This is a genomic window from Pseudomonas sp. McL0111 (genome assembly GCF_052567255.1).
Map to the genome: position 1 here is coordinate 3,217,909 of NZ_CP199585.1, position 14,280 is coordinate 3,232,188.

General features: G+C 60.6%; 15 protein-coding genes. 8 read left to right on the top strand and 7 right to left on the bottom strand.

From position 1 onward, the window contains the following. Window positions 1–349 precede the first annotated feature (349 nt). Both ttcA and ACTWLJ_RS14680 read left to right on the top strand, forming a co-directional pair. Complete coding sequence (gene ttcA, locus ACTWLJ_RS14675) at window positions 350–1,174, top strand: tRNA 2-thiocytidine(32) synthetase TtcA (protein WP_401219546.1); 825 nt, start codon at window positions 350–352, stop codon at window positions 1,172–1,174. A 133-nt stretch (window positions 1,175–1,307) separates the two neighbouring features. After that, complete coding sequence (locus ACTWLJ_RS14680) at window positions 1,308–1,982, top strand: DNA-3-methyladenine glycosylase I (protein ID WP_445177357.1); 675 nt, start codon at window positions 1,308–1,310, stop codon at window positions 1,980–1,982. A gap of 99 nt (window positions 1,983–2,081) precedes the next feature. Here ACTWLJ_RS14680 and ACTWLJ_RS14685 read toward each other — a convergent pair whose 3' ends face one another. From ACTWLJ_RS14685 to arsC, 3 genes are read right to left on the bottom strand one after another with little or no spacing between them, the layout of a single operon-like run. Continuing rightward, window positions 2,082–2,507: a DUF2069 domain-containing protein gene (locus ACTWLJ_RS14685; RefSeq protein ID WP_401219540.1), complete on the bottom strand. Its 426-nt coding sequence runs from the start codon at window positions 2,505–2,507 to the stop codon at window positions 2,082–2,084. 1 nt (window position 2,508) lies between these two features. Next, a complete protein-coding gene (gene wrbA, locus ACTWLJ_RS14690) occupies window positions 2,509–3,105 on the bottom strand; it encodes an NAD(P)H:quinone oxidoreductase (RefSeq protein WP_445177358.1) in 597 nt (198 codons plus the stop codon). Continuing rightward, complete coding sequence (arsC, locus tag ACTWLJ_RS14695) at window positions 3,102–3,455, bottom strand: arsenate reductase (glutaredoxin) (RefSeq protein WP_445177359.1); 354 nt, start codon at window positions 3,453–3,455, stop codon at window positions 3,102–3,104. Before arsC ends, wrbA begins: the two co-directional genes overlap by 4 nt. Before the next feature lie 113 nt (window positions 3,456–3,568). On the opposite strand from arsC, the gene ACTWLJ_RS14700 reads away from it, so the two are divergent. Next, complete coding sequence (locus ACTWLJ_RS14700) at window positions 3,569–4,036, top strand: TlpA disulfide reductase family protein (protein WP_401219532.1); 468 nt, start codon at window positions 3,569–3,571, stop codon at window positions 4,034–4,036. Between the two features lie 85 nt (window positions 4,037–4,121). Here ACTWLJ_RS14700 and ACTWLJ_RS14705 read toward each other — a convergent pair whose 3' ends face one another. Together ACTWLJ_RS14705 and ACTWLJ_RS14710 are read right to left on the bottom strand one after the other, a co-directional pair. Next, a complete protein-coding gene (locus tag ACTWLJ_RS14705; RefSeq protein WP_401219529.1) occupies window positions 4,122–4,526 on the bottom strand; it encodes an META domain-containing protein in 405 nt (134 codons plus the stop codon). Beyond that, entirely contained in the window at window positions 4,526–4,960 is a 435-nt protein-coding gene (locus ACTWLJ_RS14710; protein ID WP_445177360.1) for a hypothetical protein, read from the bottom strand. The genes ACTWLJ_RS14705 and ACTWLJ_RS14710 overlap by 1 nt, the downstream gene beginning before the upstream one ends. Window positions 4,961–5,094: 134 nt before the next feature. Between ACTWLJ_RS14710 and ACTWLJ_RS14715 the strand changes: the two genes are divergently transcribed. Continuing rightward, window positions 5,095–5,580 carry a hypothetical protein gene (locus tag ACTWLJ_RS14715; RefSeq protein WP_445177361.1) on the top strand — a complete coding sequence of 162 codons (486 nt, stop codon included), beginning with the start codon at window positions 5,095–5,097 and terminating at the stop codon, window positions 5,578–5,580. Window positions 5,581–5,591: 11 nt separating this feature from the next. Here ACTWLJ_RS14715 and ACTWLJ_RS14720 read toward each other — a convergent pair whose 3' ends face one another. Together ACTWLJ_RS14720 and ACTWLJ_RS14725 are read right to left on the bottom strand one after the other, a co-directional pair. After that, window positions 5,592–6,581 (bottom strand): 2-hydroxyacid dehydrogenase, encoded by a 990-nt coding sequence (locus ACTWLJ_RS14720; protein WP_445177362.1) that lies wholly within the window; start codon window positions 6,579–6,581, stop codon window positions 5,592–5,594. Window positions 6,582–6,664: 83 nt separating this feature from the next. Beyond that, window positions 6,665–9,418 carry a response regulator gene (locus ACTWLJ_RS14725; RefSeq protein WP_445181357.1) on the bottom strand — a complete coding sequence of 918 codons (2,754 nt, stop codon included), beginning with the start codon at window positions 9,416–9,418 and terminating at the stop codon, window positions 6,665–6,667. Between the two features lie 218 nt (window positions 9,419–9,636). Between ACTWLJ_RS14725 and ACTWLJ_RS14730 the strand changes: the two genes are divergently transcribed. The 4 genes from ACTWLJ_RS14730 (at window position 9,637) to rlmD (ending at window position 14,264) form a co-directional block, all read left to right on the top strand. Further along, window positions 9,637–10,359, top strand: coding sequence for a response regulator transcription factor (locus ACTWLJ_RS14730; protein ID WP_445177363.1), 723 nt, complete (start codon window positions 9,637–9,639; stop codon window positions 10,357–10,359). Next, entirely contained in the window at window positions 10,346–11,770 is a 1,425-nt protein-coding gene (locus tag ACTWLJ_RS14735) for a histidine kinase sensor domain-containing protein (protein WP_445177364.1), read from the top strand. Before ACTWLJ_RS14730 ends, ACTWLJ_RS14735 begins: the two co-directional genes overlap by 14 nt. A 239-nt stretch (window positions 11,771–12,009) precedes the next feature. Beyond that, window positions 12,010–12,912 (top strand): cysteine synthase CysM, encoded by a 903-nt coding sequence (cysM, locus tag ACTWLJ_RS14740; RefSeq protein ID WP_445181358.1) that lies wholly within the window; start codon window positions 12,010–12,012, stop codon window positions 12,910–12,912. Beyond that, entirely contained in the window at window positions 12,912–14,264 is a 1,353-nt protein-coding gene (rlmD, locus tag ACTWLJ_RS14745) for a 23S rRNA (uracil(1939)-C(5))-methyltransferase RlmD (RefSeq protein ID WP_445177365.1), read from the top strand. The genes cysM and rlmD overlap by 1 nt, the downstream gene beginning before the upstream one ends. The last annotated feature ends 16 nt before the right edge of the window (window positions 14,265–14,280 follow it).

A 14,280-nucleotide genomic window follows, 5' to 3' on the forward strand; every position in this document is an offset into this window, starting at 1 on the left:
CCTTATGTCGCAGTATAGAAAGGACTTAACCGCACAGGTATTAGGGGCTTAGAGCAAATCGCGCTGTAAACACAGGGCTTAATCGCCGTGAGGTCTTGCAGTGGTACGTGAAACTGTGGCGAGGGGATTTATCCCCGTTCGGCTGCGTAGCAGTCGCCAATCCATTACAGCAGTTTGTCAGTCGAATCGAGTTTTAGGGTTTGTGGGGGCGGCTTCGCCGCCCAACGGGGATAAATCCCCTCGCCACGGGTTTCTTTGCGTATTCAAAAGCACAGACCCACGGCCCTTCGCCCTCAGGCGGTTTTTGCGTAAAATGCCGCCTTTCGTCACACCTCACGGATCTCGCGTCATGGGCACTCTTACGGTCAACCAGAACAAACTGCAAAAGCGCCTGCGCCGCCTGGCCGGTGAAGCGGTCGCCGACTTCAACATGATTGAAGACGGCGACAAGGTCATGGTCTGCCTGTCCGGGGGCAAGGACAGTTACACCATGCTCGACGTGCTGATGCACCTGCAGAAGGTTGCACCGATCAAGTTCGAGATCGTCGCCGTGAACATGGACCAGAAGCAGCCGGGTTTCCCCGAGCACGTGCTGCCGGCCTACCTCAAAGAGTTGGGCGTCGAGTACCACATCGTGGAGAAAGACACTTATTCGGTGGTCAAGGAACTGATCCCGGAAGGCAAGACCACCTGCTCGCTGTGCTCGCGCCTGCGCCGTGGCACGCTGTACACCTTCGCCGACGAAATCGGCGCGACCAAGATGGCCCTCGGTCACCATCGCGATGACATCGTCGAGACGTTCTTCCTCAATATGTTCTTCAACGGCAGTCTCAAGGCGATGCCGCCGAAGCTGCGCGCCGATGACGGGCGCAACGTGGTGATTCGTCCGCTGGCCTACTGCAACGAGAAAGACATTCAGGCGTACTCGGACTTCAAAGAGTTCCCGATCATCCCGTGCAACCTTTGCGGTTCGCAGGAAAACCTGCAGCGTCAGGTGGTCAAGGACATGCTGCAGGACTGGGATCGCAAGACCCCGGGCCGAACTGAAAGCATTTTCCGCAGTCTGCAGAACGTGATCCCGTCGCAACTGGCCGACCGTAACCTGTTCGACTTCACCAGCCTGAAGATCGACGAGAGCGCCGCTTCGCGCTTCGTCAACATAGTGAACCTCTAAACACCATCCCTGTGGGATCGAGCTTGCTCGCGAAGGCTCCGTGTCAGCCGACATCAATGTTGAATGACACGGAGCCTTCGCGAGCAAGCTCGATCCCACATTAAGTTCTTCGTTTTACTTATCAGGAGAGGGCATGCGCGATTACAAGTGGCTGCACGAATACTGTCTGAACCGCTTCGGTTCGGCAGCTGAACTGGAAGCCCATCTGCCCGTTCCCAAGACCCCGGCGCAATTGCGCAAGATCAGCGACGACCGTTATTTGTCGACCATGGCCCTGCGCGTGTTTCGCGCCGGGCTCAAGCACAGTCTGGTGGACGCCAAGTGGCCGGCCTTCGAAGAAGTGTTCTTCAAGTTCGACCCGGAAAAAGTCGTACTGATGAGCGCCGAACACCTTGAACGCCTGATGCAGGACGCGCGGATCATCCGCCACCTGGGCAAGCTCAAGAGCGTGCCGCGCAATGCGCAGTTCATCCTTGATGTCGAGAAGGAGAAGGGTAGTTTCGGCGCGTTGATCGCTGACTGGCCGGTGACCGATATCGTCGGTCTGTGGACGTACCTGAAAAAGCACGGTCATCAATTGGGCGGGCTGTCGGCGCCACGATTTTTGCGCATGGTTGGCAAGGATACGTTTGTGCCGAGTTACGACGTGGTCGCGGCGCTGAACGCGCAGAAGATCGTCGACAAGGCGCCGACCAGTCAGCGCGATCTGGCGGCGGTGCAGGCGGTGTTCAACCAATGGCATGAAGAGAGCGGTGGGCGGCCGATGAGCCAGATCTCGATGATGCTGGCCTATACCGTCAATCATTGAGACCGAGCCGCTCCAATCGCCAGCAGGCTGGCTCCCACATTGGATCTGCGATGTTCACAGATCCCCTGTGGGAGCGAGCTTGCTCGCGAAGACTTTCTGTCAGGCGACGGCAATCTCGCCTTCGCCCGCCAGTTTGCGGTTCAACTGATACCGCCACCGCACATACAGCAGCGCCGAGCAGAACACCGCCAGGCTGACAATCATCTCCAGCACACCAAACAACTGCCGGCTCGGGTCATACGCCGCCAGTGCGCCTTTGATGAAATACAGATTCACCACAAAGCACATCCACGAATGCCCGCGCGCGCTGCCCATGATCATCCCCGGAGCGAGGACGATCCACGGTATCAACTCGACCAGCAGAATCACCCATGGTCGGGCGCCATGCAGGTCGGCGAAGATCAGGTAGTAAGCAGCGAGCAGCCCGGCGAGGCCGAAAAAGCACAGCAGGCTGATGATCCGCATGGCTTTCACTCGCGGTTCAAGCCATTCGACCGAGGGCAGGATTTTCGGCTTCTTCGCCATATCAGCCCACCAGTTTCTGAGCGGTTTTCGCCAGGCGCAGACCCAGTGCGCGACACAGTGCGATTTCGTGCTGGTCGAGGCCGCTTTTGCCGTCAGCCCCGGCATGGTGGCTGGCGCCATACGGCGTGCCGCCGCCCTGGGTTTCGAGCAACGCCGACTCGCTGTAAGGCAGGCCGGTGATCAGCATGCCGTGGTGCAGCAGCGGCAGCATCATCGACAGCAGAGTGGTTTCCTGACCGCCGTGCAGGCTGGCGGTGGAGGTGAACACACCGGCCGGTTTGCCGACCAGGGCGCCGGTCAGCCACAGGTTGCTGGTGCCGTCTAGGAAGTATTTGAGCGGCGCGGCCATGTTGCCGAAACGGGTCGGGCTGCCGAGCGCCAGACCGGCGCAGTTTTTCAAATCATCAAGCGTGGCGTAGAGCGGGCCATCTGCCGGGATGTCGGGCGACACCGCTTCGCACTCGGTGGAAATCGCCGGCACGGTACGCAGGCGCGCTTCGAGCCCGGCCTGTTCAACGCCCCGGGCAATTTGCCGGGCCATCTCGTTGGTCGAGCCACTGCGGCTGTAATACAGAATCAGAATGTAGGGCGCGCTCACGGCAGCAACTCCAGCACGTTTTCCGGTGGACGACCGATCACGGCTTTGTCGCCGACTTCGAGAATCGGCCGCTCCATCAGTTTCGGGTGTTCAGCGATGGCGGCGATCAGTTGCGCCTCGCTGAGGCTGCTGTCGGCCAGTTGAAGCATTTTGTATTCATCTTCCCCGGTGCGCAGCAGTTGCCGTGCGCTGATGCCGAGCTTGCCCAGCAGCGCCTTGATTTGACCTGCATCCAGCGGGGTTTCGAGGTAACGCACCACGTTCGGCGCCAGGCCTCGGGCCTCAAGCAGTTCGAGCGCACCGCGGGATTTCGAGCAGCGCGGGTTGTGATAAAGCGTCAGATCGGTCATGGCGGGTCGCTTCTGGCGTAAAGTGACGGCTATTCTAACTGTGCAGCGCGCAATCCTGAACCGTGGGAGGCGATGGGTCGCAGGCGCAATCAATTTTTCACAAGGAACACGACATGACACGGCGATTGGCAGCGGCATTGACGATAATCGGGGCGTTGATGCTGGGGGGCTGCGGTAACGACTATGGTATCGACCAGAATGGCCAGAAGGTCGCTTCCGAGCGTCTCGACAAGCAATGGGTAGTGGTCAACTACTGGGCCGAATGGTGCGGCCCGTGCCGGACTGAAATCCCGGAACTCAACCATTTGGCTGATGAACTCAAGAGCAAGAACGTCGGCGTGTTCGGGGTCAATTTCGATAACGTGCAGGGCGAAGAACTGAAGAGCGCCAGTGAAAAACTGGGCATCAAGTTCACCGTGCTGGCGCAAGACCCTGCAGAGCTGTTCGACCTGCCGCGCAGCGAAGCATTGCCTGTGACGTACATCATCGACAACAAGGGCAAGGTGCGTGAGCAGATGATGGGCGAGCAGACGGCGGCGGGAGTGTTGGCGAAGCTTGAGGCGTTGCAGGCGACCAAGTAAGTCGCATGTTTTCTTGCTTGGTGCTTCTGTGGTGAAGGGGTAAATCTCCTTCACCACAAAGGCTCTGACTGGTTGATAGAGGGGGTTAACCCTCTTCCAGCCACCAGCGCAAAGGCTTGCCTTCAGCCGGCCAGAAGCGCATCTGCTCGATCGGCGAAATGTCCCAGCGTTGCACCCCTTCGAGGGCTTGCAGGAAGCGTTGTTCCTGCTCCATCAGTGCCGGGGCGCAGAGTTTGCGGGTCTTGCCGATCTTGCCGAAGCTCAGCTTGTCGCCATCCAGCGTGTACGGCGCGAACCAATGATTGCAGCCGCCGTTGCCGTAGGCGCGACCGTCATCGCCCAGGGTCACGGTCAGATGGCTGTAATCCATCAGTGGCCGCTCGCCGATCCATTCCAGAATGTAGCTGCGGTTCTGTTGCAGTTGCACCGGTTCTGCGGCGCAACCCACCAGTGCGGCACCGACCAGAGCGGTCAGGGCAAGGCGTTTCATCACGCAGGCTCCTGACATTTCGGGCAGACATGCTTCTCGCCAACGGCTTTCCAGCCGAGCTCGGCGATGCGCGCAGTGGCGGCGACTTTTTCAGCCGGTTTGCCAAGCTTGGCGTCTACCGCGAATTCAAAGCTCAGCTCTTTCGCGCAGCTGTCGCAGTTGACCTGCCAGGTGTGGATCGCCAGTTCGCCAAACACCGGGCCGGTGGTCATTGCTGTCCATTGGCCGGGCGGGTTGATCAGATGGCGCACGGTCTCGACGGTCAGGCGCATGGACAAGTCCTTGCTGCCTTTGAGGGTGACCAACAGCGCATCACCGATGCGGATCGAGCCACCGTTGCCGGTGACCTGATAGCGGCCCGGTACGAGGGCGCGGCATTCGGTGAGGGTGTGTTGCGGGTTCATCAGGTTGTAGCGGAAATCGTGTTCGACCATGGGTCCTCCAAATATGCGCGACATGCTAGCACGGGCGGGATTACAGGATGGCGCGCGCTTGCGACCTTCGATCAGGTTCAAATCGACTCGCGCTCATGGCAAACTGCCGCCCTTGACTCTGAAGGAACGGAAACATGGCGCTGATTGAATGTTATGAATGCAAACGCAGCATCAGCTCGCAAGCGACTGCGTGCATCCATTGCGGGGCTCCGATGGCGGAGCAGCCGATCGAGCAATCGCCAGTTCCAGTCGCAGCGCCGCCACAGGCCGCTGCCGCAGCGCCAGGTGCTTCGACGATTTCCTTTGGCAGCCTGCCACGCAACAAAGCTGTCCCCGAGGCTTACGTCGCGCCTGCCGAATCCGAGACGAAAGCCGTTCCTGTTGCCGTTGGCCGTCGCCGTCGGACGCAAGCCGCCGAGCCGGTTCAGCCGCTAGTGAATGCCGATGGCTCGCGCCCGGTGGAAGGCTGGTTGAAGATCATGGCGTTTCTGATGCCAATGATTTTTGTCTGGTTCCTGCTGCGTTCCGGGCATTCGCTGAAGCAGCGCGTGATCGGCTTCGGCTGGCTCGGCCTGCTGATCCTGTGTGTAGCGATCACCCCGACGCCACCGCCGGTCTGATCGCCGACAATTCAGCCCTCGACCTGGTTCTGCGGCGTACCTGCCGCCCAGGTCGCGATGTTGTGCAGCGTGGTTGCGGCAATCGCGCCCAGCGCTTCGTGAGTCAGAAAAGCCTGATGCGCCGTGACGATCACGTTCGGGAATGTCAGCAACCGCGCCAGCACATCGTCCTGCAACGGCAGATCCGAGCGATCCTCGAAAAACAGCTGCGCCTCTTCTTCATACACATCCAGTCCCAGATAACCCAATTGGCCATCCTTCAGCGCATCGATCAGCGCCGGGGTATCCACCAGACCGCCGCGCCCGGTGTTGATCAGCATTGCGCCCGGCTGCGTGTGCGCCAGTGATTCGCGGTTGATCAGGTGTTTGCTCTGTTCGTTGAGCGGGCAGTGCAGGCTGATGATTCGTGACTGCGCGAGCAGTTCCGGCAGACTCAGATAGCGCGCCCCCAGAGCCAGAACCTCCGGGTTTGGAAAAGGATCGTAAGCCAGCAATTCACAGCCGAAACCGTGCATGATTTTCGCGAACGTGGCGCCGATCTGTCCGGTGCCGACGATGCCCACAGTCTTGCCCACCAGATCAAAACCCGTCAGCCCGTGCAGGGTGAAATCGCCTTCACGAGTGCGGTTGTAGGCGCGGTGCAGGCGCCGGTTGAGTGCGAGGATCAGCGCGACCGCGTGTTCGGCCACGGCATGCGGCGAATAGGCGGGCACCCGCACCACCGCCACGCCGAGGCGTTTTGCTGCGACCAGATCGACATGGTTGTAGCCCGCCGAACGCAGGGCGATCAGTCGCGTACCGCCCGCTGCCAAGCGTTCCAGCACTGGGGCGCTGAGATCATCGTTGATAAACGGGCAGACCACTTCATGCTGCTCGGCCAGTGCCACGGTGTCGAGACTCAGTCGGGCCGGTTGAAAGTGCAGTTCGATATCGGCCGGACAATTGGCGGCGAGGAAGCTGTCGCGGTCGTAGGTCTGGCTACTGAAAACGATCGTGCGCATGAAATCCTCCTGGAGCAACGACTCGGGCAGAAATCACCCGCGAACACTTTAGCTGCGTATGCGTTTAGCGGCATTGCCGTGGATCAGGCGCTGATCTTCGCCTGTGTGGCCAGACGATTGATCGCCCGTTCCAGTTCATCCAGTGCCTGCGTTGCTTTCGGATCGTCCTGTTTGAGCAGGGTTTCGCTGCGTTGGCAGGCCGCGCGCAATTGCGGCACGCCGCAGTAACGCGTGGCGCCGTGCAGGCGATGCACGCGTTCGATCAAGGCGTTTTGATCGTTGCTGTCGCGGGCAGTGCGGATCGCTTCGCGGTCGGCTTCCAGTGACGCCAGCAACATCGCCAGCATGTCCGCCGCCAAATCAGCCTTGCCCGCGGCCAGGCGCAGACCTTCGTCGTGGTCAAGTACCGGTAAATCATGACTGCCGATGGCGCTTTCGCTGGAGCGATCCGGTGCCTGATTGCGCAGGGCCAGGCCGGTCCACTTCAGTACGACCTGCGCCAGTTGCCGCTCGCTGATCGGTTTGGTCAGGTAGTCATCCATGCCGCTTTGCAGCAAGGCGCGTTTTTCGTTGGCCATGGCGTGGGCGGTGAGGGCGACAATCGGCAGCGGCGTGCAATGCCGTTCGCTTTCCCATTGGCGGATGGTTTCGGTGCTCTGGCGTCCGTCCATGCCGGGCATCTGCACGTCCATCAGCACCAGATCGAAAGATTCGGTCTGCACCGCTTTGACTGCGGCGTAACCGCTTTCCACCGCGAGCACCTTGGCGCCCATGTCTTCGAGCAAGGTCTGCACCAGCAACAGGTTGGCCGGGTTGTCGTCGACGCACAGCACTTTCGGCGGACGACTCGACAACGGTTCGTTCGGCTCGTTGCGGGTCTGGCGCGGATTGGCCAGATCCGACAAGGCACGCCGCAATTTACGCGTGCACGCCGGTTTGGCCTGGAGCTGACTGTGCGGGTTCGGCACCGAGAGGTGGAACAGAGTCTGCTCTGTGGTCGGGCAAAGCACCAGCACCTTGCAGCCGAGATGTTCCAGATCCCAGATATGTTGGTTCAAGCGCTCCGGGAGCATGTCGTTACTGGTGATGCCGAGCACGGCGAGGTCGATGGCCTGCTCGGTCTGGTGCGCGCCGGTAACGCCGTTGGTCAGGCTTTCCAGGGTATTGAAGGTGGTGACGTCGAGGCCGCAATCTTCCAGTTGATGCTGCAATGCCTGACGCGCCAGTTCGTGATTTTCCAGCACCGCCACGCGACGCCCGAGCAGCGGCGCGGACGGCAGATCGTCGGTGTCGTCACGGGTTTTCGGCAGGCTCAGGCTGATCCAGAATTCCGAACCTTCGCCCGGCGTACTGTCGACGCCGATCTCGCCGCCCATCTGTTCGATCAGGCGCTTGGAAATGACCAACCCGAGGCCGGTGCCGCCCGGCTGACGCGAGAGTGAATTGTCGGCCTGACTGAAGGCCTGGAACAGCGCCCGCACATCCTGACTCGACAAGCCGATGCCGGTGTCCTGAATGCTGATGCGCAACTGCACGCGATCCTCGTGTTCTTCTTCAAGCATGGCACGGGCGACTATGGTGCCTTCGCGGGTGAACTTGATCGCGTTGCTGACAAGGTTGGTGAGGATCTGCTTGAGGCGCAGCGGATCGCCGACCAGCGACAGCGGCGTGTCGCGATACACCAGACTGACCAGCTCAAGCTGTTTGGCGTGAGCCGCCGGGGCGAGGATGGTCAGGGTGTCCTGCAACAGATCGCGCAGGTTGAACGGAATGTGGTCGAGCACCAGTTTGCCGGCCTCGATCTTCGAGAAATCGAGGATCTCGTTGATGATCCCGAGCAAGCTGTCGGCGGACTTTTCGATGGTGCCCAGATAGTCGAGCTGGCGCGGGGTCAGTTCGCTTTTCTGCAATAGATGCGTGAAGCCGAGAATGCCGTTGAGCGGCGTGCGGATCTCATGGCTCATGTTGGCGAGGAACTCGGACTTGATCCGGCTCGCTTCCAGCGCCTCTTTGCGCGCCAGGTCGAGTTCGATGTTCTGGATCTCGATGGTTTCCAGATTCTGCCGCACGTCTTCGGTGGCTTGATCGACGCTGTGTTGCAGTTCTTCCTGAGCGTTTTGCAGGGTGCCGGCCATGCGGTTGATGCCGTCCGCCAGTTCATCCAGCTCCTGACTGCCGAGCGGCGGCAGGCGGGTTTCCAGGTGGCCGTCCTTGAGTTGCGCGACGGCGTGTTTGATCTGGCTCAGCGGATGGTTGATGGTGCGGCCCATGCGCAGTGCGAGCAGCGCCGCACCGGCGAGGCCTGCGCCAATCAACAGCAGACTGGCGAACAGACTGCGATAACCGCGCAGCAACATGCCATTGTGTGACAGCTCCAGTTCTACCCAGCCAAGCAATCGCTCGGATTCTGCGGGGATCAGTTCACCCGCCAGATTGCGGTGCTTACCCAGAACCGGCAGCAGATAACGGGTCGCGTCGTTACCGCTGCGGCGCAGCAGTTGCGCGCTGTCGCCGCTCGGCGCCTGATTGAGCATGGTCGGGCCGGCGTGGGCCAGCGGCGTGTGGTCGGGGGCGAGGAAGGTCACCGCGCGCACATCGGGCTGTTCGAGGGATTGGGTGGCGATGCGTTCGAGCAGTTCACTGTCGCCACGGCCCATGGCCGGGGCCACCAGCGGGGCCAGTTGCTCGGCGATCATTTCGCCGCGCTGCATCAATTGGGCTTGCAAGTCGGACTGTTGCGTCCAGGTGAAATAACCACCGAGCACCAACGCCATCAGGCTGGTGGGCAACAGGGTCAGCAACAATACGCGACCTTTGATTCCCAGTTTCTTGAGCACGCCCATCTCCCGCATCCAGCTGATATGTTGACTCAAACGTGCGTCCGGCACGTGACATTGGCGCAGTGTAGCGATTTGCTCGCGGGCAATCCTCGGAAAAATGCTGCCGTGGTACGTCTGTTTGCGAGCGCTCGTTTGTCCGACAGGTCAGCATTGGGTTGCCCGATGCTCGGCAATCTTGAATAATCGGCACAACTGAGAATTATTTGCAGATAGTCATGACTCTTGTCTCTGTTGGCCAGCCACGCATTCTTTCCATCGAAGACGACCCGGTGCTCGGAGCCTATGTTCACGAACATCTGGGGCGCAGCGGGTTTCAGGTGACCTGGTGCCAGAACGGTCAGGAAGGTCTGAACATGGCTCAGCGCCAGCCGTTCGACGTGGTGTTGATGGACATTTTGTTGCCGGGTTTGAACGGCCTCAAGGTGTTGACCCAGTTGCGCCAGAGCCAGTCGACGCCAGTGCTGTTGATGTCGGCACTGGGGGCCGAGGCTGATCGCATCAGCGGTTTCCGCCTCGGTGCCGATGACTATCTGCCCAAACCGTTCAGCATGGCCGAGCTGCATGTGCGGATCGAAGCGATTTTGCGCCGGGTCGCGCTGGATCGTCGTCCGGCGGCACTGGCCGAGCCGGTGGCGAGCGGCGCCTTGCGTTTCGACGACGAGGCTTGCGAAGTGTTTTACCGTGAGCAGCCCGCCGGTCTGACCCGCAGCGAATATCGCTTGCTGGAAACCCTGCATCGCAACGATGAAGAAGTGCTGAGCAAGGCCTTCCTTTATCAGCATGTCCTGCAACGCGGTTACGCAGCTCACGACCGCAGCCTCGACATGCACATCAGCCAGATCCGCCGCAAACTCAAAGCCATCGGCTACACCGAACGCGAAGTGCGCACGGTGTGGGGCAAAGGCTACGTGCTGAGTACGCCCGATGAAACTGTCTGACCTGCCGGGTCGGCATTCACTGTTCTGGAAACTGGCCTGCCTGCTGGTGGCGTTTTGTTTGCTGATGATCTGGCTGAGCTGGTCCTGGGGCCGCTATATGGAGGAACGCAACCAGTTCCTCTCTGACGAAGCGCGCGCAACCTTGTCGCGCTATGCCGCTGAAGCCGAGCAGGCGTGGCAGCGAGCCGAGCGTGACGGTATTGATAGCTGGTTGCAGAGCATGGAGCTGCGTGAAGCCGGTTGGGTCGGGGTGATCGGCGGCAATTTGCAGTCGCTGAGCAGCGATCCGCTGAATGAGCAGGAAACCCAGCACCTGACCTTCCTGCGTGGCCTCGACTGGCCGATTCACAAGCAGGGGCGACCATGGCTGCGGGTGCCGTTTCCTCAAGACCCGTCCGCCGGAATTTTGGTGATTGAACTGCCCGAGCGTTTTCTGCCGGGCAAGTATCGAGTGTTCTGGCGAGTCATCACCAACGGCGTGATTCCCGGTCTGTTCACCTTGCTGCTGTGTATCGGCCTGTACCGTTTGCTGGTGGTGCCGCTGAACAATCTGCGCGAGCAGGCCAACGCCTGGCGCGCTGACCAATTGAATGTGCGGCTGTCGAGCGGGATCACCCGGCGCCCGGACGAACTCGGTGAACTGGCCCGGGCATTCGATTCGATGTCCGAACGCTTGCAGTCCACGGTCTCCCTGCAACAACAATTACTGCGTGATCTCTCTCATGAACTGCGCACGCCGCTGAGTCGTCTGCGAGTGGCCAGTGAAAGCGAGCAGGATCTACTGCAATTGCGTGAGCGCATCGGCCGTGAAGTTGATGGCATGCAACGGCTGGTGGAAGACACTCTGCAACTGGCGTGGCTCGACACCGACCGCGCTCCGCTGCCGGACGAAGCGATCCAGATTCAGGCGCTGTGGGAAATGCTCACCGAAAACGCCTGCTATGAAAGCGGCTGGCCAAGTCTGCAATTGCAGTGCGCAGTGCCGTCCTCGTGCTGGGTGCGCGGCAACCTCAATACGTTGGCGCAAGCGCTGGAAAACATCCTGCGCAACGCCATTCGGCATTCACCCGAGGGCGGCATCGTGCGGCTGGACGGCCAGCGTGATGGTGATTTCTGGCACCTGTGGCTGGACGATCAGGGAGGCGGGGTGGATGGGCAGGAACTGGAACGGATCTTCGACCCCTTCACCCGACTCGACGGCTCGCGCCCCGGCAATGGCGGCTTCGGCCTCGGCCTGAGCATCGCGCGCAACGCGGTACAGCGCCAGGGCGGGACTATGTGGGCGCAGAACGTGCGTGGCGGGTTGCGGATGAATTTGCGCTTGGTGGCGGAGGGTGGTGTTGGCAGTCCCGGCCCCATCGCTGGCAAGCCAGCTCCCACAGTGGATCTCTATCAGCCACAAACCGTGTGAACCATTCGTAAGAATGTGTCAGCACTGCTGGCACTATTAATGAACAGCGCAACCTCTGTGGGAGCTGGCTTGCCAGCGATAGGGCCCTTGGCATCACCGCTAAACAAAAGTCGCACCACTGGCGCGACTTTTGATTCGCTTATTCCCAGAAACCATAAGCACCATACTTTGCGTGATATGGCCTGCGCGGGTTTGCCGGTATGATAGGCGCCCCCGCACGTCTGGATTGCGAATACGCCATGACCCTGCAGTACCCAACTATCGCCGATTGCGTCGGCAACACTCCGCTGGTGCGTTTGCAGCGCCTGCCCGGTGAAACCAGCAACACCCTGTTGCTCAAGCTCGAAGGGAATAACCCGGCGGGTTCGGTCAAGGACCGTCCGGCGCTGTCGATGATCACCCGTGCCGAATTGCGCGGGCAGATCCACGCCGGCGATACGCTGATCGAAGCGACCTCGGGCAACACCGGGATCGCGCTGGCGATGGCTGCCGCGATCAAGGGTTACAAGATGATCCTGATCATGCCGGACAACTCCAGTGCCGAACGCAAAGCGGCGATGACTGCTTATGGCGCCGAGCTGATTCTGGTCACCCAGGAAGAGGGCATGGAAGGCGCTCGCGATCTCGCGCAGCGGATGGAAGCCGAAGGCCGTGGCAAGGTGCTGGATCAGTTCGCCAACGGTGACAATCCGGAGGCGCATTACACCACCACCGGCCCGGAAATCTGGCGTCAGACCGAGGGCACGATTACCCATTTCGTCAGCTCAATGGGCACCACCGGCACCATCATGGGCGTATCGCGCTACTTGAAAGAGCAGAGCGACAGCGTGCAGATTGTCGGTCTGCAACCGATGGAAGGCTCGGCCATTCCCGGTATTCGCCGCTGGCCGCAGGAATACCTGCCGAAGATTTATCAGGCCGACCGCGTCGACCGCATCGTCGACATGGCGCAAAGCGAGGCCGAAGACGTCACTCGTCGTCTGGCCCGCGAAGAAGGCATCTTCTGCGGCGTGTCCTCGGGCGGTGCGGTGGCAGCGATGCTGCGCCTGTCCAAAGAAGTTGAAAATGCGGTGATCGTCGCGATCATCTGCGACCGTGGCGACCGTTACTTGTCGACCGGCATTTTCGACGCGCCCAACTGATGGCCAAGCAAGAGAGAGGCCTGCGCTTCCAGCCCACCGGCGGCAGCAAGGCCCCGCAAATCCCTACCGGTAAAAAGCAGCGCTTGAGCATCGAGCGCCTGGCTAATGACGGTCGCGGTATCGCGTTTTTCGAAGGTCGTACCTGGTTCGTCCTCGGTGCCCTCGCGGGTGAAGAGGTCGAAGCACGGGTGCTCGGTGCCCACGGCAAAGTGGTCGAGGCGCGCACCGAGCGTGTGTTCAAGGCCAGCGAACTGCGCCGTCCGGCACCGTGTCAGCATGCCGGCCGCTGCGGCGGTTGCAGCGTGCAGCATCTGCCCCATGCCGAACAGCTTGCCCTGAAACAGCGCATGCTCGCCGAGCAATTGTCCAAGGTCGCTGGCGTCGAGCCTGAAGAATGGGCCGCACCGCTGACCGGGCCGGAATTCGGCTATCGCCGCCGTGCCCGGATTGCCGTGCGCTGGGACATGAAGGCAAAAAATCTCGAAGTCGGTTTCCGTGCTGCCGGCAGTCAGGACATCGTCGCGATCAGCGAATGTCCGGTGCTGGTACAGCCCTTGCAACCGATCATGACCCGCTTGCCGGAGATGCTCCGTCGCCTGAGCAAACCGCAGGCGCTGGGGCATGTGGAGTTGTTCAGCGGCTCGTCGCTGGCGGTGTTGCTGCGGCACATGGCGCCGTTGTCCGAAGCGGATCTGACCATCCTCAAGGATTTCTGCGCATTCCATGAAGCGCAATTGTGGCTGCATGGTGAAGGCGAACCGCAACCGGTCGATGCCTCGCAGTCGCTGGGCTATCGCCTGGAGCAGTGGGATCTGGAGTTGGCTTACCGGCCGGGAGATTTCATTCAGGTCAACGCCGGGGTCAACGAGGCGATGGTTGCCCAGGCGCTGGACTGGCTGAAACCGACCAGTGATGAACGTGTGCTCGATCTGTTCTGTGGCTTGGGCAACTTCGCGCTGCCGCTGGCCAAGAGCGTGCGTGAAGTGGTGGCGGTGGAAGGGGTGCAGACCATGGTCGAGCGCGCCGAAGCGAACGCCGCTAGTAACAATTTGCATAACACAAAGTTTTTTCAAGCCGATTTATCCCAGCCTTTGACCGATGCCCAGTGGATCGGAAACGGCTTTTCTGCGGTACTCTTGGACCCACCGCGTGACGGTGCTTTCGAGGTGGTGCGCAAGCTTGCGACCCTCGGTGCCAAGCGGCTGGTTTATGTGTCGTGCAACCCTGCAACTCTGGCGCGCGATACGGTCGAATTGATCAAGCAGGGCTACCGGTTAAAACGTGCCGGGATTCTCGATATGTTTCCTCAGACGGCACATGTCGAGGCCATGGCGTTATTTGAAGCGAGCTAGGACGGCTCGTCTGATC

Coding starts and splice junctions, on each gene's coding strand:
- ttcA (WP_401219546.1), top strand. CDS start 350: ATGGGCACTCTTACGGTCAACCAGAACAAACTGCAAAAGCGCCTGCGC.
- ACTWLJ_RS14680 (WP_445177357.1), top strand. CDS start 1,308: ATGCGCGATTACAAGTGGCTGCACGAATACTGTCTGAACCGCTTCGGT.
- ACTWLJ_RS14685 (WP_401219540.1), bottom strand. CDS start 2,507: ATGGCGAAGAAGCCGAAAATCCTGCCCTCGGTCGAATGGCTTGAACCG.
- arsC (WP_445177359.1), bottom strand. CDS start 3,455: ATGACCGATCTGACGCTTTATCACAACCCGCGCTGCTCGAAATCCCGC.
- ACTWLJ_RS14700 (WP_401219532.1), top strand. CDS start 3,569: ATGACACGGCGATTGGCAGCGGCATTGACGATAATCGGGGCGTTGATG.
- ACTWLJ_RS14705 (WP_401219529.1), bottom strand. CDS start 4,526: ATGAAACGCCTTGCCCTGACCGCTCTGGTCGGTGCCGCACTGGTGGGT.
- ACTWLJ_RS14710 (WP_445177360.1), bottom strand. CDS start 4,960: ATGGTCGAACACGATTTCCGCTACAACCTGATGAACCCGCAACACACC.
- ACTWLJ_RS14715 (WP_445177361.1), top strand. CDS start 5,095: ATGGCGCTGATTGAATGTTATGAATGCAAACGCAGCATCAGCTCGCAA.
- ACTWLJ_RS14720 (WP_445177362.1), bottom strand. CDS start 6,581: ATGCGCACGATCGTTTTCAGTAGCCAGACCTACGACCGCGACAGCTTC.
- ACTWLJ_RS14730 (WP_445177363.1), top strand. CDS start 9,637: ATGACTCTTGTCTCTGTTGGCCAGCCACGCATTCTTTCCATCGAAGAC.
- ACTWLJ_RS14735 (WP_445177364.1), top strand. CDS start 10,346: ATGAAACTGTCTGACCTGCCGGGTCGGCATTCACTGTTCTGGAAACTG.
- cysM (WP_445181358.1), top strand. CDS start 12,010: ATGACCCTGCAGTACCCAACTATCGCCGATTGCGTCGGCAACACTCCG.
- rlmD (WP_445177365.1), top strand. CDS start 12,912: ATGGCCAAGCAAGAGAGAGGCCTGCGCTTCCAGCCCACCGGCGGCAGC.